Source organism: Rhodoblastus sp. (genome assembly GCF_041915505.1).
In the GTDB taxonomy this organism is placed as follows: domain Bacteria; phylum Pseudomonadota; class Alphaproteobacteria; order Rhizobiales; family Beijerinckiaceae; genus Rhodoblastus.
Map to the genome: position 1 here is coordinate 1 of NZ_JAYSBG010000021.1, position 22,659 is coordinate 22,659.

A 22,659-nucleotide genomic window follows, 5' to 3' on the forward strand; every position below is an offset into this window, starting at 1 on the left:
GCCCGGCGTCCTTGGCCGCGTAGAGCGCCATATCGGCGCATTTCATCAAGTCATTGGCGTCGGCGCCGTCCTCCGGCGCCATGGCTATGCCGATCGAGGCGCCGATCATCAACTTGGCGCCGTCGACGTGATAAGGTTCGCTCAGAGTCTCGACCGCGCGGGAGGCGAAAGAATCAGCCTGCTCGCGCCCGCCAAAGCGCAGGAACACGAATTCGTCGCCGCCGAGACGCGCCACCATGTCGCCCTCCTCGGCCATTTCCTGCATCCGTTTCGCCACTCTTTGCAGCAATTTGTCGCCGACCGGATGGCCGAGCGAATCATTGACCTGTTTGAACCGGTCGAGATCGACCATCATCACCGCGAAAGGCCTCGCCTCCGCCGCGAGGCCGGCGGTCGCATTCTGCAATTCCTCGCGGAATCGCGTCCGGTTGGCGAGCCCGGTCAGATCGTCCAGCCGCGCCATTTTCTCGACGCGCAATTCCGAGGCCCGCCGCGCGGTGACGTCCTCGATCAGCAAAGCGAATCCTTCGGCCGTCGGCTGGAACGCGAATTCCATGCTGCGCGCATCGGCCAAATCGACCACGACGCCCTCGCGCTCGCGCCTCTTCGCCATGTGTAAAGCCGCCTCGCACAAAACGTCGACGCTGTCGGGATCCCTGAGCCGAAGCCCGAGCTTCTTCCGCAGCAACTCCTCAACCGGCGCGTCGCGGTCCGCCTGGTCGAACAGGCGGAACATGCGAAGAAATTGCGCATTGCCGGCGATCAGTCGCCCCTGGGAATCGAACAGGCCGACCGATTGGCTCATGCTGTTGAGCGCGGCGCTCAACCGGCGCTCTTCTTCGGCGACGCGCCCCAGCGCGCGGGCTCGCCGGCGCACGGCCATGACCAGCGCGAAGCCGAGACTCAGGGTCGCTGCAAGCGCCACCGGGGCGTAATCGTCCCAGCTCAGCCCGACGCCGACGCCGAACAGTCCAAGCGCGCCGAGGATGTGCAGGTCGGCAAGGCGCGGACGCGCGGTCTCACGCTCCGAGGCCAACGCCACATAGCCGACCATCGAGATCACCGCGGCCGTCCTGATGCTCGCGGGGGTCGGGGTAAGCAAGTTCGCCAGACAGACGAAACCCAGCGCCGTCGCCAGAGCCGCACCCGCGAGCCCCTGCGCGGCCGCCGGCATTTTCGATCCCGTCCCGATGCGGCTTTCCAGCCCATGAACGGCGAGCTTCACTCCGGCCGCCAACACCAGCGCCCAGCCCGCGCAATTGGTCCACAACCCGAAATTGCAGCCAAGCATGGCGCCGCCGAGCGTCAGGGCCGGCGCGGCGTCGAGAAAGAGCGCGCCTTCGCCGCGCGCCGCGACGGCGCCTTGCGCGCGCGCCGGCGACGGAGCGGAGGCTCCGGCCGAAACGCGCGCGGGGGCCTGGGCCAATGTCAACGAACGATCCTCGGCGCCGTGGCGAAGTCCATTCCAACAGGGCTGCCCTCGCCGGGAGGCGTCGCCCCGCGTCCCCGAAAGGCGAACGCGGGTCGACGGTAAACGGCGCGGGTAAACAAGCTCTCAATCTATGCGTGTATATATTTATATAACACGCAAAGGGTGTGGCTACAGACAAAGACGTCGGGTGGTCGACGTCAAAAGTCGTATTCATCCAACCGTATTAAACGGCCCATAAATTCGCGTTGCAACGGCGGCGGTCGCGTTCGCCGTCCTCCGGCGAAACCGCCACAAGGAGCGAGGAAAACGGCCGATGAAAAAGGGCGTCACTGCCATAGAGGCCGCCGAAATGATCCCCGACGGCGCCGTTCTGATGATCGGCGGCTTCATGGGCGTCGGCAGCCCTCACCGAATCATCGAAGCGCTGGTCGAACTGGGCCGCAAGAATCTCACCATCATCGCCAATGACACGGCCAAGCCGAATTACGGCATCGGTCGGCTGATCCGCACCGGCGCGGTGGCCAAGGCGATCGTCTCCCATATCGGCCTCAATCCCGAGACCCAGAAGGGCATGATCGACGGCTCGATCCAGGTCGAACTGGTGCCGCAGGGCACGCTTGCCGAGCGCATCCGCGCCGGCGGCTTCGGCCTTGGCGGCGTGCTGACCAAGACCGGCCTCGGCACCATCGCCGCCGACGGCCAGAAGGTCATCGACATCGACGGCGAGCAATGGCTCTACGCCCCGCCGCTCAGGGCGGATTTCGCGCTGATCCACGCCGACCGCGCCGATTATTCCGGCAATCTCGCCTATCAGCTCACCGCGACCAATTTCAATCCGGTGATGGCGATGGCCGGCGAGACGGTCATGGTCGAGCCGCGCGAGATATCGCCGGTCGGCGTCATTCCGCCGGACAATGTCTCGACGTCCGGCATCCTGGTCGATTACATCATCCTGAGAGGCGCCGCATGAGCCCGGAAGAAGTCATCCAGCGCCGCGTCGCGCGCGAATTGCACCCCGGCACCCTGGTCAATCTCGGCATCGGCCTGCCGACCGGCGTGTGCCGCCATATTCCGGTCGATTCCGGAATCCTGTTCCAGTCCGAGAACGGCATTGTCGGCATGGGCTCGCGCCCGCCGGAAGGCATGGAGGACGAGGACCTCACTGACGCCGGCGGCGGCTTCGTCTCGGCCGTGCCGGGCGCCGCGACGGTCGACAGCACTTTGTCCTTCGGCCTGATCCGGGGCGGCCATCTTGACGCCACCGTGCTCGGCGGGCTCGAGGTGGACGAGAACGGCCACCTCGCCAATTGGGTCGTGCCCGGCCGCATGGTTCCCGGCATGGGCGGCGCGATGGATCTGGTTTCCGGCGCCCGCCGCGTGATCGTCGCCATGCAGCACACCGCCAAGGGCCGGCCGAAAATCGTGCCGAAATGCACACTGCCGCTGACCTCGACCCGGCGCGTCACCCTGATCGTCACCGATCTCGCGGTGATCGAGCCGACCGACGCCGGCCTGATCCTGCGCGAGCGCGCCCCCGCGGTGGAAATCGCCGAAATCGTTGCGGCGACCAGCGCCAAACTGACCATCCCGGATTTCGTCCCGGAAATGACTCTGGCCGATTGAGCCGCGCGCGTCCCGCGCGAAACTGTCGTCATCGCGTCAAGGGCCGTTTATAAGGTTGCAAGGCCGGGGCTTTCCCCCGGCCGCCACGGATCTGCGATTGGCGCCGATCCTCTTCTGGCGCGCCCCGTTCGGCCCATGCGGCCTCGATCCGGGGCGGCGCGGCGAATGAGGCTTCCATGACTTTGAAAATCCAGAAAATCGGCGTCGTCGGCGCAGGCACGATGGGCTCGGGGATCGCCCAGGCTTTCGCGGTTTCAGGCTATGAGGTCGTGCTGCGCGATATCGCCCAGGGCGCGCTCGATCATGCCCGTTCGGTAGTCGAGAGCAGCCTCGGACGCCTCGTCTCCAAGAACAAGCTCGAAGCCGCCGCCGCCGAAGCCGCGCTCGGCCGGATCAAGACCACGCTGGCGGTCGAGGATTTCCACGACGCCGATCTCGTGGTCGAGGCCGTGCTCGAAAAATTCGAGGTGAAAAAGGCGATCTTCTCCGAACTCGACCGCGTTGTCCGCGACGACGCCGTGCTCGCCTCCAACACCTCGTCGATTTCGCTGACCAAGATCGCGGCCGCGACCAAAATTCCGTCGCGCGTGATCGGCATGCATTTCTTCAATCCGGTGCCAATGATGGCGCTGGTCGAGATCATCCGCGCGCTGCAGACCAGCGACGAGGTCGCCGCCGCCGTCACCTCCCTGGTGAGCGCCATTGGCAAGGACGCCCGCGTCGCCCGCGATTCCTACGGCTTCGTCGTCAATCGCGTGCTGATCCCGATGATCAACGAGGCGATCAATTGCGTCTACGAGAATGTCGCGACGCCGGAAGACGTCGACGCCATGATGAAGCTCGGCGCCGCCCATCCGATGGGTCCGCTGTCGCTCGGCGACCTGATCGGCCTCGATATCGTGCTCGACGTGATGGAGACGCTCTACGCCGGCTTCAACGATCCGAAATTCCGCCCCAGCCCGCTGCTGAAACAGATGTGCGACGCCGGCTATCTCGGCCGCAAAACCAAGCGCGGCTTCTTCGACTATTCCGCGAAATGACATCCGCCGCGCCGCCCGGCCCCGCCGGACGGCGCCCTGCTTCCAGGAGGCGAAAATGGACGAACAGGCCCTCAAGATCGACCCGTTGCCGAAGGTTTGGGACCCCGATCTCAAGATCGGCGAAATGCTCAAGGGCAAGCGCGGCCTCATTGTCGGCGTCAGCAACGAGAATTCCATCGCCTATGGCTGCGCCGCCAAATTGCGCGGCTTTGGCGCGGAACTGGCGCTGACCTATCTCAACGAAAAGGCGCGGCCCTATGTCCAGCCGCTCGCCGAGCAGATCGAGGCGAGCCTGCTGTTGCCGCTCGACGTCCAGAAGCCGGGCGAGTTGGAAAGCGTGTTCGAGCGCATCGCCGCCGAATGGGGACGGCTCGATTTCGTCATTCATTCCATCGCCTTCGCGCCGCGCGAGGATCTGCACGGCCGTGTCATCGACTGCTCGCTCGACGGCTTCACCCAGGCGATGCGCGTCTCGTGCTATTCCTTCATCGAAATGGCGCGGCTGGCCGAACCGCTGATGACGCAGGGCGGCGTCCTGATGACCATGAGCTATTACGGCGCCGACAAGGTCGTGAACCATTACAATGTGATGGGGCCGGTCAAGGCGGCGTTGCAGGCGACCACCCGCTATCTCGCGGCGGAACTGGGCGAAAAGAACATCCGCGTCTACGCCGTTTCGCCCGGCCCGTTGAAAACCCGCGCCGCGAGCGGCATCGCCGATTTCGACGAACTGATCGAAATGGCCGTGAAGCGCAGCCCCGGCCATCGCCTGGTCGATATCGCCGAGGTCGGTCGCGTGGTGGCCTTCCTGGTCGGCGGCGCGGCTTCGGGCATGACCGGCGACACGATCTATATCGACGCCGGCTTGCATAACGTGGCCTGACGGCAAACTGTCAAGATCGAGACAGCCGCCGGGCCTTCCCGGCGGCTTTTTCGTCAATGATTGACCGTGCTGCCGTCCTCGCGGATCACTTCGCCGGGGCCGGGATAATTCATGGTCGCATCCTCGGCGCAGGAGGTGACGCGCGGGTCCTTCCACGGTGAGACGGCGCCCGGCTCCGCCAGCTTGTAAAAGCCCGATTTGACCGCGACGAGATCGCGCGCATCGGCCGGCGACGGCGCCCCGGCCCAGACATGGGTCTTTTCGATCGAATATTTCCAGGAAGGATCGTCCGCAAGAATGGCGGCGAGACGATAGACTGGCATTGGCTCCCCCTATCAATAACTTTTCACGGCTTGGCCGAGCGCAGGCGCAGTTCCTCGCCGTCGATCCGGAAACGGCCATAGCCGCAATGATGCAGGGTCGGAGCCTCGGCGCGCTTCGGATCGACCCAGGCCTTGACCGCTTCGAGAATGAAAAGGTTGTAGCGTTTGACCATACCGCGATCCAACACCTTGCATTCGATATTGACGATACATTGCTCGATCAGCGGCGCCTCGACCTCGTTCGCCCGTTTCGCCGTCAGGCCGAAACGCGCGAATTTGTCGACGTCGCGCCCGGAGCAATTGCCGATCCCGACCACGGTCTCGGCGAGATCGGCGGGCGGGATGGCGATCACCGCCTCGCCGCTCTGGCTGAGGGCCCGAAAGGAATAATCGGCTTCGCTGACCACGCAGGCGATCAGCGGCGGATTGAACTCGACCATCATGTGCCAGGACATGGTCATGACATTGGGACGGCCGCATTCCGCCGTTGTCAACAGCACGACCGGCCCCGGTTCGAGCTTCTGATAGACTTTGTCGAGTTCGAGATTGCGCATGGGCGCACTGTCGCCCGGCGGCGGTCGCCGCGCAATGCGCTGGAGCAAAGCGCGGCCATCAATTGCCCGTGCGCGCCGCCGGCGCCAAACTGGCGTCCCAGCCCGGATTCGCCCTCATGAAAGCAAACGCCGCCTGCCTTGAAGTGTTCTGGGCTTTTCTGCGTCTCGGACTGACCAGTTTCGGCGGACCGATCGCCCATCTGTCCTATTTCCGCGCCGATCTGGTCGAGCGCCGCCGCTGGATCGACGAGGCGGCTTTCGCCGATCTGGTCGCCTTGTGCCAATTCCTGCCCGGCCCCGCCAGCAGCCAGGTCGGCTTCGCGCTTGGCCTGCATCGCGCCGGCCTGTGCGGCGGCTTCGCCGCCTGGCTCGGCTTCACCCTGCCCTCAGCCCTCGCTCTGGTGGCCTTCGCCTATGGCCTGTCCGCCCTGGGCGATCTCGCTCATCGGCCCTGGCTGCATGGCTTGAAGATCGTGGCAGTGGCGGTGGTGGCGCAAGCGGTCTGGATGATGGCGAAAAGCCTGTGCCCGGATCGCCCGCGCGCGACGCTGGCCGCGCTCGCCGCCGCTCTGGCGCTGGCGGTTCCGTCATCGGGCGGACAAATCGCCGCCATTGTCGCGGGCGGCCTGTTCGGGCTGTTTTACCTCGCCGATGCCGCGACGCCGCAGCCCGCGCCGCATCTCCCCTGGCGCAGGGGCGCCATCGCTGCGGCGGTCGCCTTTGTCGCGCTGCTGTTCGGCCTGCCGGTTCTGGCCCAGGCGACGGAGAGCCACGCCATAGACCTGTTCGACGCCTTTTATCGCGCCGGGGCTTTGGTGTTCGGCGGTGGCCATGTCGTGCTGCCGCTGCTCCAGCAGGCGGTCGTTCCGCCGGGCTGGATCAACGCCGACGCCTTTCTGGCGGGCTATGGCGCGGCCCAGGCGGTTCCGGGGCCCCTGTTCTCCTTCGCGGCCTTTCTCGGCGCCGCCATGATTGGATCGCCCAACGGCCTGTTCGGCGCCCTGCTCTGCCTGGTCGCGATCTATCTGCCGTCCTGCCTGCTGGTGCTGGCCGTGCTGCCCTATTGGAGCGACCTCCGCGCGCGCCCCGAAGCGCAAGGCGCGCTGAAAGGCGTCAACGCCGCCGTGGTCGGGCTGCTGCTCGCCGCGCTCTATAATCCGGTCTGGACCGGCGCGATTTTCTCGGCGCGCGATTTCGGCCTCGCCGTGCTGGCCTTTCTATTGCTTGCGGTCTGGAAAACGCCGCCCTGGGCAGTGGTGATCCTCGGCGCGCTGGCGGCCTCGCTCGCCGCCGCCGTGTGATCCCGCCGCCGCTTCGCCTTCCGGTCCCGCCATGAATGTGCTGCACGCTCTGTTCGGTCTCGCCTGCCTGCTCGGCCTCGCTCTTATCTTCAGCGAGAACCGCAGCGCCATCCCGTGGCGGATGGTGGTCGCGGGCGTCGGACTGCAGGCGGCGCTCGCCGTCCTGCTGCTCAAATTTCCGCCAGCCAGCGTTTTCATGGCGCAACTGGCGGCCGGCGTCGGGGCGCTCGACCGCGCGACCGAGGCCGGAACCAGTTTCGTGTTCGGCTATCTCGGCGGCGCGCCGCTGCCCTTCGAACTCAACGGCAAGGGCTCGCCGCTGATCCTCGCCTTTCACGTCTTTCCGCTCATTCTGGTGATCTGCGCCTTGTCGGCTCTGCTGTTTCACTGGGGAATCATGCAGAAAGTCGTCGCCGGCATGGCTTTCGTGCTGCGCCGCTCGGTCGGCGTCGGCGGCGCGCTCGGCACGGGCGCTGCGGTGAATTTCTTCGTCGGCATGGTGGAATCGCCGATCCTGATCCGCCCCTATCTCGCGCAAATGCAGCGCGGAGAATTGTTCGCGCTGATGTCCGCCGGCATGGCCGGCATAGCGGGCTCGGTCATGGTGATCTATGGTCATATTCTCGGCGCGGCCATTCCAGAGGCCTTCGGCCATGTGCTGACCGCCGCGCTGATCTCCGCGCCGGCGGCCATAGCCGTCGCCGCCATCCTGATCCCCTTCGCGCCGCGCCTGCCGGGCGACGGCGACGCGGCCATCGTGATCGAGGACCCGCCGCGCAATGCGCTGGAGGCGCTGGCGCGCGGCACAAGCGACGGAATCATCATCCTCGCCAATGTGCTGGCGCAGATGATCGTGCTGCTTGCCTTGGTCGCGCTGGTCAATTTCATGCTGGGCGCCCTGCCCGATCTGTGGGGCGCGCCGCTCAGCCTGCAACGAGTCTTTTCCTGGCTCTACCGGCCGCTCGCCTTCGCCATCGGCATCGAGCCGGCCGATCTCGATGCGGCGGCGCGTCTGCTCGGCACGAAAACCGTGCTCAACGAATTCATCGCTTATGTCGATCTCGCCGCCACCCCGGACAGCGCGCTGAGCCTGCGCTCGCGGCTGATCCTGCTCTACGCCTTGTGCGGCTTCGCCAATTTCGGCTCGGTCGGCATATTGGTCGGCGGCCTCTGCGCCATGGCGCCCGAGCGCAAGCACGACATCGTCGCGCTCGGCTTCCGCGCGCTAGCGTCCGGAACCCTGGCCTCGCTGATGGGCGGCGCGGTGATCGGCGCGCTGATCTGACGCCGATCGTTACGGCGTGAGCGCCTCTCCCTCTCGCGCCTCTCCCTTGCGCGCCGCCCGCCAGGTCGACGGCGGAATTCCCGCCCAGCGCCGGAAGGCTTCGACAAAGGGCGCATGCGCCGCATAAGACAGCGCCAAAGCGATATCGCCGATGGGCAGGTCGGTCAGGAGCAGCAATTCGCGCGCGGCCGTGAAGCGGACCTCTTCCAGCAGAATCTGAAACCGCGCGCCCTCTTCCGACAGGCGGCGGGTCAGCGTGCGCGCCGAAAGATCGAGATGCGCCGCCATCGCCGCCGTGGTCGGTTCGCCGCGCAGCAACAGCGGCTTCATCGCGTGCCGGACCCGAGCGGTCCAGGGCCGCGCGCCCTCGGCCGCCGATTGCGCCGCCGCGACCGGGCGCGACAGCCGCTCAAGCTCGGAAGCCCTGGCGTCGATGACCGGCGCGTCCAGCATGGCGCGGGGCAGCACAGCGCCGGTTTCATGGCGGTTGAACAGGATCGGGGCGCCGAAATGCGCGAAATAGGGTTTCGGGTCCGCGGGCGGCCGGATGGAAAAATGCAGTTCCGCCACCCGCGCGGCGCCGCCGGTCAGCGCCCGAACAATGTTGAGCGCCATGGCCATCACCAGGGGCAGGAATTGTTCATGTCCGACCGCGTGGCGGTCATAGACGCCATAGCCGATGACCACGGCGTCGTCGAACCGGCGCAGATAGACGGCCGCGCCCTGCGAATTCATCTGCTGCAGCCGCACGAAACCGGACAAAGCCGCGCCCAAAGTCGGCGAATGGCTCATCAAGGCGCCGGGAAGGCCGAGAATGCGATGATCGTGCGCGGCGCCGAGCAGCAGGCCGAAATGGCCGCAGCCGGTAAGGCGCGCGCAGCGGTCGAGGATCCGTCCGGCCGTTGCGAAAGGCAGCCGGAAGTCGGGATCCTCGAAGGCGCGAGGGTTCACGTCGAGCCCCTCCCGAACCGCCTCGACCGGCACGCCAAAGGCGGCCAGCAATTTCGGAACGCCGGTCAGCACGCTCGCGCGCTGGAGCGCGTCGGCGGAAAAGTCGTACCGGTCGAATTTGGCCGCCATCGCGAAACGAAATCCGTTCAATCGATCCAAGCCCAACGCCGCCGTTCGGATGGCGCTCGCGGGCTTGAGCAGGGCGATTTGACCGTCGCCCGTCGCGCCATCAACAAACGCTGAAAGCAGCCCCCGCGCAATCCTGCCCGGCGGTCAATTTTTCGGCTTGTCACCGGAAATTTTCCGGGCGAGGGTCAGGGGCGATTCACCCTCGGTTGCGGGACGGTTCATGACGGCAAATTCAACGCAGCCCGCCGGAGGCGATGCGCCGTCCGGCTTCAAGACGGTCGCGCTGGTCCTTCAGGGCGGCGGCGCGCTCGGCTCCTATCAGGCCGGCGTCTATCAGGGCCTGGCGGAAGCCAATATCCATCCCGACTGGGTGGCCGGCATTTCGATCGGCGCGATCAATTCGGCGCTGATCGCCGGCAACGAACCCGACAAGCGCATCGAAAAGCTGCGCGCTTTCTGGGAGAAGGTCAGCGAGCCCCCGCTCGGCCCGTTCGGCACGCCCTATAATCCGAATATCAAGCATATGAACGATTTCGTTCACCGCGCCATCAACCAGTTCCGCGCCTTCGGCATTGCGGCGCTCGGCGCGCCGGGCTTCTTTCACCCGCGCGTGCCCTCGCCCTTCGTCTGGCCGGCGCCGAAACCCTCCGAACTCAGCCATTACGACGTCTCGCCGCTCCGGCAGACGCTGGAGCGGCTGGTCGATTTCGACCGGATCAATGCGAAACAGACCCGACTCAGCGTCGGCGCGGTCAATGTGCGCGACGGCAATTTCACTTATTTCGACTCCGCCACCCATCGCATCGATTTCCGCCACATCATGGCGAGCGGCTCGCTGCCGCCGGGCTTCCCCGCCACCGAAATCGACGGCGAATTTTACTGGGACGGCGGCATCGTCTCCAACACGCCGCTGCAATGGGTGCTCGATTCCAAGCCGCGCACGGACACGCTGACTTTCCAGGTCGATCTGTGGAGCGCCACGGGGGAGTTGCCGCGCGATCTCGCCGAGGCCGAGGTGCGCCAAAAGGACATCCAGTTTTCGAGCCGCACCCGCGAGGCGACCCACCAGGTCATCAATATGCAACGTCTGAGGCGGATATTCCGTCAGGCCTACCAGCATTTGCCCGAAGATATTCGCGCTCTGCCAGAAGTCGATTATCTCGCCCGGGAGGCCGACGAATCCGTCTACAACATCGTCCACCTCATCTATCACGCCAAGAATTACGAGGGGACGTCGAAGGATTACGAATTCTCGCGCCGCACGATGGAGGAGCATTGGAGCGCGGGCTATGAGGCCGCGCGCAAGGCGCTTTCCCATCCGGAAGTCCTGCAGCGTCCCCATAATCGCGAAGGCTTTCGCGTGTTCGATTTCTCCCGCGAGGCCTGATCGCCGCGCCGCCCCAAAAGGAATGTTCCATGAAAGAAGCCGACGTCCGCAAGAACGCCTTCGCCATGCCTTTGACGAGCCCGGCCTATCCCATCGGCCCCTATCGCTTCGTCAATCGCGAATATCTCATCATCACCTATCGCACCGATCCGGACAAACTGCGCGAAGTCGTGCCCGAGCCGCTGCAGATCGATGAGCCGCTGGTGAAATACGAGTTCATCCGCATGCCGGATTCGACCGGCTTCGGCGATTATACCGAGACTGGACAGGTCATTCCGGTGTCGTTTCAGGGTCGCAAGGGCGGCTATACCCATTGCATGTTCCTCGATGACCATCCGCCGATCGCCGGCGGACGCGAGCTGTGGGGCTTCCCGAAGAAACTCGCCAGCCCAACGCTGAAGGCCGAAATCGACACGCTGGTGGGCCAGTTGCATTACGGCCCGTGCCGGGTCGCGGTCGGCACCATGGGTTACAAACACAAGCAGGCTGATCTCGCGGCGGTGAAGGCGTCGCTGGAGGCGCCGAACTTCCTGCTCAAGATCATTCCCCATGTCGACGGGACGCCGCGCATCTGCGAGCTAGTCGAATACAAGCTGATCGACGTCAATCTGAAGGGCGCCTGGACCGGCCCGGCGGCGCTGGAGCTGTTCCACCATGCGCTCGCGCCGGTCGCGGAACTGCCGGTGCGGGAGGTGGTGTCGGCGGTTCACATCCTCGCCGACCTGACCCTCGATCTCGGCAAGGTCGTGCACGATTATCTGGCCTGAACGACGCGCCCGCGCGACAAATCGGCGCCCCGCTCCGGCGGGGTGACGATAAGTCATTGTGTTTTCGCGGGAATTCAACCTGTTGCGCCGATGCAACGGCTGTGGAGAAACAGCGGCGCGCGACTGGGTTCGCTTGATCGCAAGATCAGCGGAAAATAACATTTCGCCAGAATCAATAGAATTAAATCAAGTTTGCGTTGATTTCCGGTTAACGCCCGGAGACAGGAAGTTTGATGATCCTTTGTCGCGGCATGTCCCGGCCTTCGGGCCGAACGATCGGCGCGCCGCGTTTGCCGCGCGGGATCGCCAGACGTTTTCCGCGCGGGGTCGCGAAGCTTGCGGCGCTCGCCGTGACGGCGCCTATCGCCGCCTGTTCGATCGGTCCGAATTTCGTCACGCCCGACGCGCCGGTGGCGGCGAATTGGCGCGAGGCTCGCGCCGCGTCGATCAAGACCAGCCGTGAGGATTATCGCAACTGGTGGACCGCTTTCCGCGACCCGACGCTCAACCGGCTTGTCGCTCTGGCCTATGACCAGAACCTGACGCTGATGGAGGCCGGCGCGCGCGTCCTGAAGGCGCGGGCGATTCTCGGCGAGGCGGTCGGCGAAGTCTATCCGCAGACCCAGCAGCTCAATGGCGTCGCCGATTACACGAAGCTGCCGCAAAGCGACGCCACGGCCAATCCCGGCAATGCGATCAAGAACAATTTCTGGCGGGTCAATCTCGGCGGCCAGGTCGCCTGGGAGATCGACCTGTGGGGCAAGTTCCGACACGGCGTCGAATCCGCCGACGCCGCCTATCTCGCCTCGATCGCCGGCTATGACGACGTGCTGGTCAGCCTGATCGGCGACGTCGCGGCCAATTACATCAACATCCGCACCTTGCAGGCGCAGATCGCCATCGCCCAGTCGAACGTCGTCAAACAGAAGCAGGCGCTGGAAATCGCGCAGGCGCGGTTCAAGGGCGGCGCGACCTCCGAGCTCGACGTCTATCAGGCGCAGAACGTGCTGGCCCAGACCCAGGCCGCGATCCCGCAATATACCGCGCAATTGCTCAAGCAGGTGAACGCGCTGGGGGTCCTGCTCGGCGAGCCGCCGCAGGACGTCGACGGTCTGCTGCGGTCGCCGCGCGGCATTCCCGCGCCGCCCGCGACGGTGGCGGTCGGCATTCCGGCCGAACTGCTGCGCCGGCGCCCCGACGTCCGCGCCGCCGAGCTGAAAGCCGTGGCGCAAAGCGCGCAGGTCGGGATGGCCGAGGCGGATCTCTATCCGGCCTTCACGCTGAGCGGGGCGCTCGGCACCGCCGCCAGCACCACCAACGGCGCAACGCTCAAGCCTTTGTTCACACAGCCGAGCATCGGCTTCGCCTTCGGCCCGTCCTTCAGCTGGCCGATCCTGAACTACGGCCAGATCACCAACAACGTCCGCGCGCAGGACGCCGAATTGCAGGCGCTGCTGATCAATTACAAGAACACGGTGCTGAAGGGGCAGCGCGAGGTCGAGGACGGTCTTTCCGGCTATGTCCAGGGCCGCCAGCAGGTCGGCTATCTCAAGCAGAGCGTGAACGCGGCGAGCAATGCGCTGACGATTGCGCTCAGCCAGTACCAGCTCGGCACGCGCGACTTCACCACCGTGCTGACCGCCGAGCAGAACCTTTATACGGCGCAAAACAATCTCGCCACCGCGCAAGGAAATGTCGCGGTCAGCCTGACCACCGCCTATCGCGCGCTCGGCGGCGGCTGGCAGATCCGCTGGGGCCGGGATTTCGTTCCCGAACCCGTCCGCGACGAGATGCGCGCGCGCACCAATTGGGGCGAATTGCTCCCGCCCGCCGGTCAGAAGCCGCCGGCGACGCCCGGGCTGCCCGGCCCGTCTGACCTCGGACCGACTGTGAGGCCGCCGCAATGGTGATCGCCATGAAAGTTCTTTTTGACCGCACCGCGCGGCGCGCGGCCCTGGCCGGCGCCGTCCTCATGCTTGCCGCCGCCCCGGCCGCCTTCGCCCAAACGCCCGCGCCCGCCGCCCCGCCGGTCATTCCGGTTGCGACGCCCCGAACGCAGACGGTCAGCGACACGCTTGAAATCGTCGGCAACGCCGAGGCCGTCAATCAGGTGAAGCTGGTCGCCCGCGTCCCCGGCTATCTGGAGCAGATCCATTTCGAAGACGGCGCCCTCGTCAAGAAGGGCGACCTGCTGTTCACGATCCAGCAGGACCAATACAAGGCGCAATTGCAGCAGGCGCAGGCGCAGCTCCAGGCGGCGACCGTCGCGCGCGACCACGCCAAGCTTGAAGTCGGGCGCTATACCGCGCTGCTGAAACAGCGCGCCACCTCGCAGGTCGAGGTCGATCACTGGGTGTTCGAGCAGCAGACGGCCGAGGCCAATATCGACGGGGCGCAGGCCCAGGTCGCGCTGGCCCAGCTCAATCTGAGCTATACGCAGGTGCTTGCACCGTTCGACGGCCAGATGGGCAAACATCTGATCGACGCCGGCAATATGGTCGGCGCCAGCGCCCAGACCGCGGTGCTGGCGCAGATCACCCAGCTCGACCCGATCTATGTCGTCGCCAATATCAGCTCGCAGCAGGCCCTCCAGATCCGGACCAATCTCGACCAGCGGCGCCTCTCGCTCGAAGAGCTGCACAAGATTCCGATCGAGGCCGCCTTGTCGGATGAAACCGGCTTTCCGCACAAGGGAACGCTGGAATTCGTCGCGCCTCAGATCGACGCGACGACCGGCACGCTCTATGTGCGCGGCTTGATCCCCAACGCCAACCGCGCTTTACTGCCCGGCGTGTTCGTCAAGGTGCGCCTGCCGATGGGCAAGGTGGTGCAGAGCGCCCTGCTGGTGCCGCAACAGGCGCTGCAGGAGGACCAGGGCGGCCGCTTCCTGCTGGTCGTCAACGCCAGCAACGTCATCGAGAAGCGCTATGTCCAGCTTGGCCAGACCGTTGGCTCGCTGCAGGAAATCACGAGCGGGATCGACCGCAACGACCGCATCGTGGTGGGCGAATTGTGGCGGGCTTCGGCTGGCCTGACCGTCACGCCCAAGCTGACGCAGATCGCGCAATAACCGGAAGCGGAGACCAAAGCCGATGATCTCCAAATTTTTCATCGAGCGCCCGGTTCTGGCCAATGTGCTGGCGATCGTGCTCGTCCTCATCGGCGCGGTGTCGCTGTACCGCCTTCCGATCTCGCAATATCCCAATGTCGTGCCGCCGACCGTCCAGGTCACCACGTCTTATCCCGGCGCCAGCGCCCAGACCGTGTTCAATACGATCGCGCTGCCGATCGAGAACCAGGTCAACGGCGTTGACCACATGCTCTATATGGAGTCGACCAGCGCGCCGGACGGCACCTATACCCTGACCGTCACCTTCGAGATCGGCACCGATCCGAACATGGACCAGGTGCTGGTCCAGAACCGCGTCCAGCTCGCCCAGGCCTCCCTGCCCGAAGCGGCGCAGGCGCAGGGCGTCAGCGTCCAGAAGAAGAACACCGCCATCCTGCTGTTCGTCGCGCTCGATTCGCCGGACAACAAATATGACGCGCTCTATATGAGCAATTACGCGACGATCAACCTGGTCAACGTGTTGTCGCGACTGCCGGGCGTCGGCAGCGTCAAGGTGATGGGCGCCGGCGACTATTCGATGCGCATCTGGATGGATCCCAACAAGCTGCAGTCCTTCGGTCTGCAGCCGAAAGACGTGATCAACGCCATCCGTCAGCAGAACCAGAACATCGCCGCCGGCCAGGTCGGCATGCCGCCGGCGCCGGGCGACATCGAGTTCCAGTATACGGTGGACGTCAAGGCGCGCCTCGACGAGCCCGCTGAATTCGCCAATATCGTCATCAAGGACCAGACCGCCCAGGGCGGTCGCCTGATCCATCTCAGCGACGTGGCGCGGATCGATCTCGGCGCGCAGACCTATTCGCAGGACTTCCGCCTCAACGGCAAGCCCGGCGCGGGCATCGCCATTTATCAAACGCCGGAATCGAACTCGCTCGACGTCGCCAAGGAAGTGAAGGCCGCCATGGATTCCATGGCCAAGCGGTTCCCCGAGGGCCTGCGCTATTCCGTTCCCTACGATACGACCATCTTCGTCAAGGATTCGATCGGCGAGGTCTACAAGACCCTCTGGCAGGCAGGCGTTCTGGTTCTGATCGTGATCCTGGTCTTCCTGCAGAATTTCCGCGCCACGCTCGTCCCCGCGACCACCGTGCCGGTCACGATCATCGGCGCCTTCGCGGGCATGGCGGCGCTCGGATATTCCGTCAACCTCTCGACCCTGTTCGGCATCGTTCTGGCCATCGGCATCGTGGTGGACGACGCCATCGTCATCGTCGAGGGCGTGAGCAAATATATCGAACAGGGCATTCCGGGCGTTCCCGCCGCGATCAAGGCCATGGACGAATTGTTCGGCCCGATCATCGGCATCACGCTGGTTCTGATGGCCGTGTTCCTGCCTGCGGCCTTCGTGCCCGGCCTCACCGGCAACATGTTCGCGCAATTCGCGCTGGTCATCGCCGTGACCGCCCTGATCAGCGCGGTCAACGCCGCGACGCTGAAGCCCACGCAATGCGCGCTCTGGCTGCGCACCCCCGTGCCGCCGGAAAAGCGGAATTTTTTCTATCGCGGCTTCAACGCGGTCTATGACCGCATGGAGCATGGCTATACCGGCTTCATCAGCCGCATGGTACACCGCAGCGGGCTGATGGTGATCCTGGCGCTCATCGTGTCCGGTCTCGGCTTCTGGGGACTCGCGCGAATCCCGACCGCCTTCATTCCGATCGACGACCAGCTCTATCTCATGGTCTCGGTCCAGCTTCCCGAAGCGGCTTCCATGGGCCGCACCGTCGACTCCCTGAACAAGGTCACCGAAAAGGCGATGCAGGTTCCGGGCGTCGAAAAGGTGATCACCGTCGCGGGCCTGTCCGTTCTCGACAACAGCGCCGACCTGTTCAACGCCGGCGTCGCCTGGGTGGTGCTCAAGCCGTTCGACGATCGGCTCAAGGAAAAAGATCAGGATCTGATTTCGATTTACAAACGCCTGTCAGCCGCGGTCGCCGACCTGCCCGACGGCAAGGCGCTTGTCCTGCCTCCACCGGCGATCCAGGGCATCGGCAACGCCGGCGGCTTCCAGATGCAGCTTGAACTGCTCGGCGGCAGCACCGATTACGTGAAGCTCGGCAATCTCGCGGACCAGATCGTGGCGGAAGCGGCCAAGGAGCCGTCGGTGTCGAATGTGGCGACGACGTTCCGCAACAACGCGCCGCAGGTCACGGTGACGGTCGACCGCGACCGCGTGCAGGATCTGCGGGTCAGCGTCGGCGACGTCTTCTCGACGCTGACCGATTATATCGGTTCGACCTATGTCAACCAGTTCAACAAATTCGGCCAATCGCTGCAGGTCTATGTTCAGGCGGATTCGCAATTCCGCCTTCGCCCCGACGACCTTCTGAATCTTTATGTCCGCAGTCAGGACAACAATATGGTTCCGATCGGCTCCGTCGCGCATTTGAGCTCGGTCGCCGCGCCGGCGCTGCTGACGAATTACAATCTCTATCCGTCCGCGACGATCGTCGGCGGATCGTCGCGCGGCTTCAGCTCGGGACAGTCGATGGCGGCAATGGAGGCCATTGCTAGGCGGGTGCTGCCCAGTGACGTCAGCTTCGAATGGACGGGGATGTCCTATCAGGAGAAGATCACCGGCAACCAGCTTTACTATGTGTTCGGCCTGTCGATCCTGCTGGTCTATCTCGTTCTCGCCGGCCAGTATGAGAGCTGGATCCTGCCGCTGGCGGTACTTTCCGCCGTGCCGCTCGCTTTGCTCGGCCCGGTGATCACGCTGACCTCGCTCGGCGCCGCCAACAATCTCTATACGCAGATCGGCCTGATGCTGCTGATCGCGCTTTCCGCGAAAAACGGCATTCTCATCGTCGAGGTCGCGCGCGAGCAGCGCCTGCTCCACGGCAAATCGATCATCGACGCGGCGGTCGAAGCCTCGCGCACCCGCTTCCGCCCGATCCTGATGACCTCCTTCGCCTTCATCCTCGGCGTCTTGCCGTTGGTGCTTGCGACAGGCGCGAGCGCCAACGCGCGCAAATCGCTCGGCATCAGCGTGTTCAGCGGCATGATCGCCTCGACCTGTCTGGCGGTGCTGTTCGTGCCGTCCTTCTTCGCGGTGCTGCAGCGTTTCGAGGAATCGCGCAAGGCGAAAAAGTCCGGCGGTCAGCCTTCGCCCGCCGCGACGGAACCGGTGGCGAAAGAAGCCTAATCCTCGTCGCCCGTCCAGCGCTGCGAATGAAAGGCCCGCGCGATGGCCAGCGCGCGGGCTTCGGTCGCCGCATCGTCCGAGCCTGAAATGGCGGCGCAGGCCTTCAGGGCGACATCGAGCAGCGCCGCCTTGGGATAGGGCTTGCCGGATCGCCCCGGAAAGGCGCGGAAATCGGCGGCGCAGACCGCCATGATCCGCACGAAGCCTTCCGGCGAGTCGAAGGCGCCCAACCGCTCCAGCATCAAGGCGACCGGACCGGCGCGCATTTTCGAGACGCGATGCACCCTTTCGCACTCGGACAAAGCCTGCAACGCAAGGGAGCGGCTTTCGTCGGCGACCTGAAAACGCGCGGCGAGCGCCTCGATGCGCGGGGCGCCGCGTTCGACATGCTTGTAATGGACGGGCAAATGCTCCTTCGGCGAATCCGACTTGCCGGAATGCATGACCAGCAAGGCGAAACGCACGCTCAGGGGCGCGTCGGCGCCGGCCGCCTCGTCGAGCGAGGCCAGCACATGCTCGCCAAGGTCGACCTCGGCAGGCTCATCGGACAGCAGCGGCACGCCGAACAAGGCCTCGACTTCCGGCAGGATCTGCTCAAGCGCGCCGCATTCCCGGAGATTGCGCAACATGCGCGAGGGCGCCCGCCCCATCAGGCCGCGCGCGAGCTCAGGCCAGATCTCCGAGGGCAAGGTGTCGAGCAGGAAACCGGCGTCAGCCTGTTCGTAAAGCAGATCCAGCTCTTCGTCATCGGGCGCGCCCTCCGCTTCCGCCAGCAGTGCGGCGTGACGAAGAATGCCGAGCGCGGGATGGGTTTGCGCGAAATCGGCCAGCGAGGGCGGCGGGGATTTTTCAGCCATGGCTTATGCCTCGAGTTCCCGCACGGCTAGCAATTGTCCTGCCAATGTCCCGCCGCGTTCGGGAAAGGCGCCCTCCGCCAGCAAAGGCGGATCGATCAGCGCGATCGTCCGCGCTTCCTCGCGCGGCACGCCAAGGGCCGTCAGGGTTAGTTCGGCCAGATCGACGCCGGCCTCGCGCCAGGTCTTCAGGCCCTCAAGCACGGTCATCATGGCGCCGATGGCCGCGCCGGAGATAAAGCCCAGCACCGAATCGAGCTGGTCCTCGCGAAACAGATAGCGCCCGCGCGCGAGGCCAGCGTGCAGGTCCGCAAGCGGCTGGCCGCGCCAGACCTCCTGAAGCGCGGCGGCGCTGCAGCCGAACCGGCACAGAAACCGGCCCCATTGCGGCTCCTCATGGGTGCGGCGCAGGCACAGGCGCAAGCCGGCGGCGAGCCGCAGGGCAGGATCGTCGAGGCCGGCGAGCGCCGCGTTCAAGCGCTGGTTCAACTCCGACGCCAGTTCAGCGGCGACGAGATCGAACAGGCCGCCGAGATCGCCGAGATTGTTATAGATCGTGCCGCGGGCGACCCCCGCCGCCTGCGCCAGTTCGGAGACGGTCATGCGCGCGTCGCCGCGCTCGGCGAAAAGCTGCATCGCCGCGCGATAGATCTGCCGTTGCGAGCCGCTGGCCCCGCTCACGCTTCCCTCTCCGATCGGCTTTGCCGCCGTTTGAACATTCTTGTTCAATTTTGATCAGCTTGATATAAACCGCAAGCCCTCTCGCGGCAAAGGCGAAATCGTCGCGCGGCGCGTCCGGCCAGGCCGGGACGTCACGCGATCGGAACCGGCGGCCAAGAAAACCTTGAGACGCAGACTCTTGAGACGCAGACTCATGACATCAAAAACCCTCGTCCGCGCCTTTCTTCTAGGCTTCGCTCTGCTGGCGGGGGCGCCCGCCCCGGCCGCCGCCAATGACGCTTTTGACGCCTTGTTGCGCAAGCTTCAGCCGAACCGCCTGCCGGACGGCTTCGCCAGCGCCAATGGCCGGCTCGAATCCGAGCAGGTCGAAATCGCCACCAAGATCCCGGGCCGCATCGCCGAAGTGCTGGTCAAGGAAGGCGATCAGGTCGATCAGGGCCAGGTCCTCGCCCGAATGGACGTCTCGGAACTGCAGGCGCAATTGCAGGGCGCGCAGGCGGTCGAGCGCCGCTCCGAACAAGCCCAGGCGCTGGCCGAGGCGGTCATCGTCCAGCGCGAAAGCGAGCGCAAGCTCGCCGAACAGGAAATGGAGCGCGTCGAGGCCCTGCACGCCAAGGGCTTCGCCACCACCGAACTGCTCGACCAGCGCCGTTCGGTCCTGCTGGTGTCCGAAGCCGCGCTCAATGCGGCCAAGGCCAGCCGGAACGACGCCATCGCGGCCATTGACGCCGCCAAGGCCGACAGCGCCCGTATCCAGTCGCTGCTCGACGATATGGAGCTGAAGGCGCCGCGCCGCGGCCGCATCGAATATAAGCTCGCCCAGGCCGGCGAAGTGCTCGGCGCCGGTTCGCGCGTGCTGACCCTGATCGACCTGACCGACGTCTATATGACGGTCTTCGTCCCGTCCTCGGTCGCGGCGCGGCTCGCTTATAATGACGACGCCCGGCTGATCCTCGACGCCATTCCGCAATATGTCGTGCCGGCCAAAGTGTCATTCATCGCCAGCGAGGCGCAGTTCACGCCCAAGACGGTCGAGACGCGCGAAGAGCGCGAAAAGCTGATGTTCCGCGTCAAGCTCACCTTGCCGCCCGACCTGCTGCGCAAATATGAGAGCGCGGTCAAGACCGGCGTCCGCGGCGTGGGCTTCATGCGCACGGATTCGGCGAAGAGCTGGCCCGATTTTCTCGCGGTCAAGCTGCCGCAATGAGCGGATTCGTCGCCGAACTCGATCAGGTCACGCATGTTTACGGAAACGTGCGGGCGCTCGACGGCGTCACCCTGCAATTGCCCGCCGGCCGGATGCTTGGCCTGATCGGGCCGGACGGCGTCGGCAAATCGACCCTGCTGGCGCTGACGGCGGGGGTACGGCGCATCCAGTCGGGCGCGGTGCGGGCGCTCGACGGCAATATGGCCGACGCCGCCCATCGCGCCGCCTGCGCCGCGCGCATCGCTTATATGCCGCAGGGCCTGGGCCGCAATCTCTATCCCACTTTGTCGGTGTTCGAGAATATCGACTTCTTCGGCCGCCTGTTCGGCCAGGGCGCGGAGGAGCGCGCCGCACGCATCGCCGAACTGCTGGACGCGACCGGCCTCGCCCCCTTCCCGGATCGCCCGGCAGGGCAATTGTCCGGCGGCATGAAGCAGAAATTGTCCTTGTGCTGCGCGCTGATCCATGACCCGGACCTGCTGATCCTCGACGAGCCGACCACCGGCGTCGATCCCCTGTCGCGGCGGCAATTCTGGGAGCTGATCGACCGCATCCGCGCGCGGCGCCCCGGCATGAGCGTCGCCGTCGCCACGGCCTATATGGAGGAGGCCGAACGGTTCGACTGGCTGGCCGCACTGAACGACGGCAAGATCATCGGCGTCGGCGCGCCCGCCGAATTGCGCGCGCAGACCGGCCAGCCGACGCTCGACGCCGCCTTCATCGCGCTGCTGCCGCCGGAAGCCCGCGCCGACCATGCGCCGATCGTGTTGCCGCCGCTGCCGGCCGACGGCGAGGATTACGCCATCGAAGCGGAAAACCTCACCTGCCGCTTCGGCGCCTTCACCGCCGTCGATCACGTCAGCTTCAAGATCCGGCGCGGCGAGATTTTCGGGTTCCTCGGCTCCAACGGCTGCGGCAAATCCACCACCATGAAAATGCTGACCGGCCTGCTGCCGCCGAGCGAAGGCGAGGCGCGGCTGTTCGGCCAGAAGCTCGACGCCTCCGACATGGCGACGCGGCGGCGCGTCGGCTATATGTCCCAGAGCTTCTCGCTCTACAGCGAACTGACCGTGCGCCAGAACCTGCGGCTGCACGCCGAATTGTTCGAACTGCCCGAAGCCGAGATCGCGTCTCGCGTCGACGAGATGCTGCAACGGTTCGACCTGGTCGAGGCCGCCGATCTGCGCCCCGACAGCCTGCCGCTCGGCATGCGCCAGCGCCTGCAACTCGCCGTCGCCGTGATCCACCGCCCGGAAATGCTGATCCTCGACGAACCAACCTCCGGCGTCGATCCGGTGGCGCGGGATTCCTTCTGGCGCATGCTGATCGCGCTGTCGCGCGAGGATGGCGTCACCATTTTCATCTCGACCCATTTCATGAACGAGGCCGAGCGCTGCGACCGAATCTCGCTGATGCACGCCGGCAAGGTGCTGGCGGTCGGCGCGCCGGCCGAACTGGTGGCGCAGAGCGGCAAGGATAATCTCGAACAGACTTTCATCGCTTGTCTGGAAGCGGCCTCGGAGCCGGACAGCGGCGCGGCCGCCTTTCACGACGGCGCGCGGACGCGCGCCGACAAGCCGAAGCTGTTCGACCCCGCGCGGCTGTGGGCCTATGCCCGCCGCGAGGCCATGGAGATCCTGCGCGACCGGCTGCGCCTCGCCTTCGCCGTGCTCGGCCCGCTGGTGCTGATGCTGACCTTCGGCTATGGCATTTCCTTCGACGTCGAAAATCTCGCCTACGCCGTCTATGACCAGGACAATTCGCTGCAAAGCCGCGAATTGCTCGAAAATTTCTCCGGCTCGCGCTATTTCCGCCAGCGGCCCGACATTACATCCGAAGCCGATCTGGAGCGCCGCCTCGCCAGCGGCGAGTTGAAACTCGCCATCGAAATCCCCGCCCGCTTCGGCAAGGATCTGACGACGGGCAAGAGGCCGGAAGTCGCGATCTGGATCGACGGCGCCATGCCC

Annotated in this window: 19 protein-coding genes; 13 read left to right on the top strand and 6 right to left on the bottom strand. The window is 65.4% G+C overall.

Annotated elements, in window-relative coordinates; translation table 11 throughout:
- A partial coding sequence (locus ACE3S9_RS02810; protein ID WP_374544910.1) for a diguanylate cyclase domain-containing protein occupies positions 1-1,432 on the bottom strand: 1,432 nt, incomplete at its 3' end.
- Positions 1,433-1,745: 313 nt separating this feature from the next.
- Here ACE3S9_RS02810 and ACE3S9_RS02815 point away from each other — a divergent pair.
- The 4 genes from ACE3S9_RS02815 (at position 1,746) to fabI (ending at position 4,978) form a co-directional block, all read left to right on the top strand.
- Positions 1,746-2,402 (top strand): CoA transferase subunit A, encoded by a 657-nt coding sequence (locus tag ACE3S9_RS02815; RefSeq protein ID WP_374544911.1) that lies wholly within the window; start codon positions 1,746-1,748, stop codon positions 2,400-2,402.
- A complete protein-coding gene (locus ACE3S9_RS02820) occupies positions 2,399-3,055 on the top strand; it encodes a 3-oxoacid CoA-transferase subunit B (RefSeq protein WP_374544912.1) in 657 nt (218 codons plus the stop codon). Before ACE3S9_RS02815 ends, ACE3S9_RS02820 begins: the two co-directional genes overlap by 4 nt.
- Positions 3,056-3,231: 176 nt before the next feature.
- Entirely contained in the window at positions 3,232-4,095 is an 864-nt protein-coding gene (locus ACE3S9_RS02825) for a 3-hydroxybutyryl-CoA dehydrogenase (protein ID WP_374544913.1), read from the top strand.
- 55 nt (positions 4,096-4,150) lie between these two features.
- Entirely contained in the window at positions 4,151-4,978 is an 828-nt protein-coding gene (gene fabI, locus ACE3S9_RS02830; protein ID WP_374544914.1) for an enoyl-ACP reductase FabI, read from the top strand.
- A 53-nt stretch (positions 4,979-5,031) separates the two neighbouring features.
- Here the strand turns inward: fabI and ACE3S9_RS02835 are convergent, their stop codons facing one another.
- Positions 5,032-5,301, bottom strand: a complete 270-nt coding sequence (locus tag ACE3S9_RS02835) for a hypothetical protein (protein WP_374544915.1) — start codon at positions 5,299-5,301, stop codon at positions 5,032-5,034.
- Positions 5,302-5,324: 23 nt separating this feature from the next.
- Positions 5,325-5,855, bottom strand: a complete 531-nt coding sequence (locus ACE3S9_RS02840; protein ID WP_374544916.1) for a flavin reductase family protein — start codon at positions 5,853-5,855, stop codon at positions 5,325-5,327.
- A gap of 116 nt (positions 5,856-5,971) precedes the next feature.
- On the opposite strand from ACE3S9_RS02840, the gene chrA reads away from it, so the two are divergent.
- Both chrA and ACE3S9_RS02850 read left to right on the top strand, forming a co-directional pair.
- A complete protein-coding gene (chrA, locus tag ACE3S9_RS02845; RefSeq protein ID WP_374544917.1) occupies positions 5,972-7,156 on the top strand; it encodes a chromate efflux transporter in 1,185 nt (394 codons plus the stop codon).
- A gap of 31 nt (positions 7,157-7,187) precedes the next feature.
- Positions 7,188-8,441 (top strand): NupC/NupG family nucleoside CNT transporter, encoded by a 1,254-nt coding sequence (locus ACE3S9_RS02850; protein ID WP_374544918.1) that lies wholly within the window; start codon positions 7,188-7,190, stop codon positions 8,439-8,441.
- A gap of 9 nt (positions 8,442-8,450) precedes the next feature.
- Here ACE3S9_RS02850 and ACE3S9_RS02855 read toward each other — a convergent pair whose 3' ends face one another.
- Complete coding sequence (locus tag ACE3S9_RS02855; RefSeq protein WP_374544919.1) at positions 8,451-9,542, bottom strand: AraC family transcriptional regulator ligand-binding domain-containing protein; 1,092 nt, start codon at positions 9,540-9,542, stop codon at positions 8,451-8,453.
- Positions 9,543-9,741: 199 nt separating this feature from the next.
- Here ACE3S9_RS02855 and ACE3S9_RS02860 point away from each other — a divergent pair, with 199 nt between their 5' ends.
- The 5 genes from ACE3S9_RS02860 (at position 9,742) to ACE3S9_RS02880 (ending at position 17,950) form a co-directional block, all read left to right on the top strand.
- Positions 9,742-10,908, top strand: a complete 1,167-nt coding sequence (locus tag ACE3S9_RS02860; RefSeq protein WP_374544920.1) for a patatin-like phospholipase family protein — start codon at positions 9,742-9,744, stop codon at positions 10,906-10,908.
- A gap of 29 nt (positions 10,909-10,937) precedes the next feature.
- Positions 10,938-11,675: an acetoacetate decarboxylase gene (locus ACE3S9_RS02865; protein WP_374544921.1), complete on the top strand. Its 738-nt coding sequence runs from the start codon at positions 10,938-10,940 to the stop codon at positions 11,673-11,675.
- A gap of 350 nt (positions 11,676-12,025) precedes the next feature.
- Positions 12,026-13,585 (top strand): efflux transporter outer membrane subunit, encoded by a 1,560-nt coding sequence (locus tag ACE3S9_RS02870; protein ID WP_374544922.1) that lies wholly within the window; start codon positions 12,026-12,028, stop codon positions 13,583-13,585.
- 5 nt (positions 13,586-13,590) lie between these two features.
- Positions 13,591-14,745, top strand: coding sequence for an efflux RND transporter periplasmic adaptor subunit (locus ACE3S9_RS02875; protein WP_374544923.1), 1,155 nt, complete (start codon positions 13,591-13,593; stop codon positions 14,743-14,745).
- 22 nt (positions 14,746-14,767) lie between these two features.
- On the top strand, positions 14,768-17,950 hold the full coding sequence (locus ACE3S9_RS02880) for an efflux RND transporter permease subunit (protein WP_374544924.1): 3,183 nt from the start codon (positions 14,768-14,770) through the stop codon (positions 17,948-17,950).
- On the opposite strand, the gene ACE3S9_RS02885 is transcribed toward ACE3S9_RS02880, so the two are convergent.
- Positions 17,947-18,807 carry a tRNA nucleotidyltransferase gene (locus ACE3S9_RS02885; RefSeq protein WP_374544925.1) on the bottom strand — a complete coding sequence of 287 codons (861 nt, stop codon included), beginning with the start codon at positions 18,805-18,807 and terminating at the stop codon, positions 17,947-17,949. The genes ACE3S9_RS02880 and ACE3S9_RS02885 overlap by 4 nt on opposite strands.
- 3 nt (positions 18,808-18,810) lie before the next feature.
- Positions 18,811-19,485 carry a TetR/AcrR family transcriptional regulator gene (locus ACE3S9_RS02890; RefSeq protein ID WP_374544926.1) on the bottom strand — a complete coding sequence of 225 codons (675 nt, stop codon included), beginning with the start codon at positions 19,483-19,485 and terminating at the stop codon, positions 18,811-18,813.
- A gap of 193 nt (positions 19,486-19,678) precedes the next feature.
- Here ACE3S9_RS02890 and ACE3S9_RS02895 point away from each other — a divergent pair, with 193 nt between their 5' ends.
- Positions 19,679-20,692: an HlyD family secretion protein gene (locus tag ACE3S9_RS02895; RefSeq protein ID WP_374544927.1), complete on the top strand. Its 1,014-nt coding sequence runs from the start codon at positions 19,679-19,681 to the stop codon at positions 20,690-20,692.
- A partial coding sequence (gene rbbA, locus ACE3S9_RS02900; RefSeq protein ID WP_374544928.1) for a ribosome-associated ATPase/putative transporter RbbA occupies positions 20,689-22,659 on the top strand: 1,971 nt, incomplete at its 3' end. The genes ACE3S9_RS02895 and rbbA, both read left to right, overlap by 4 nt.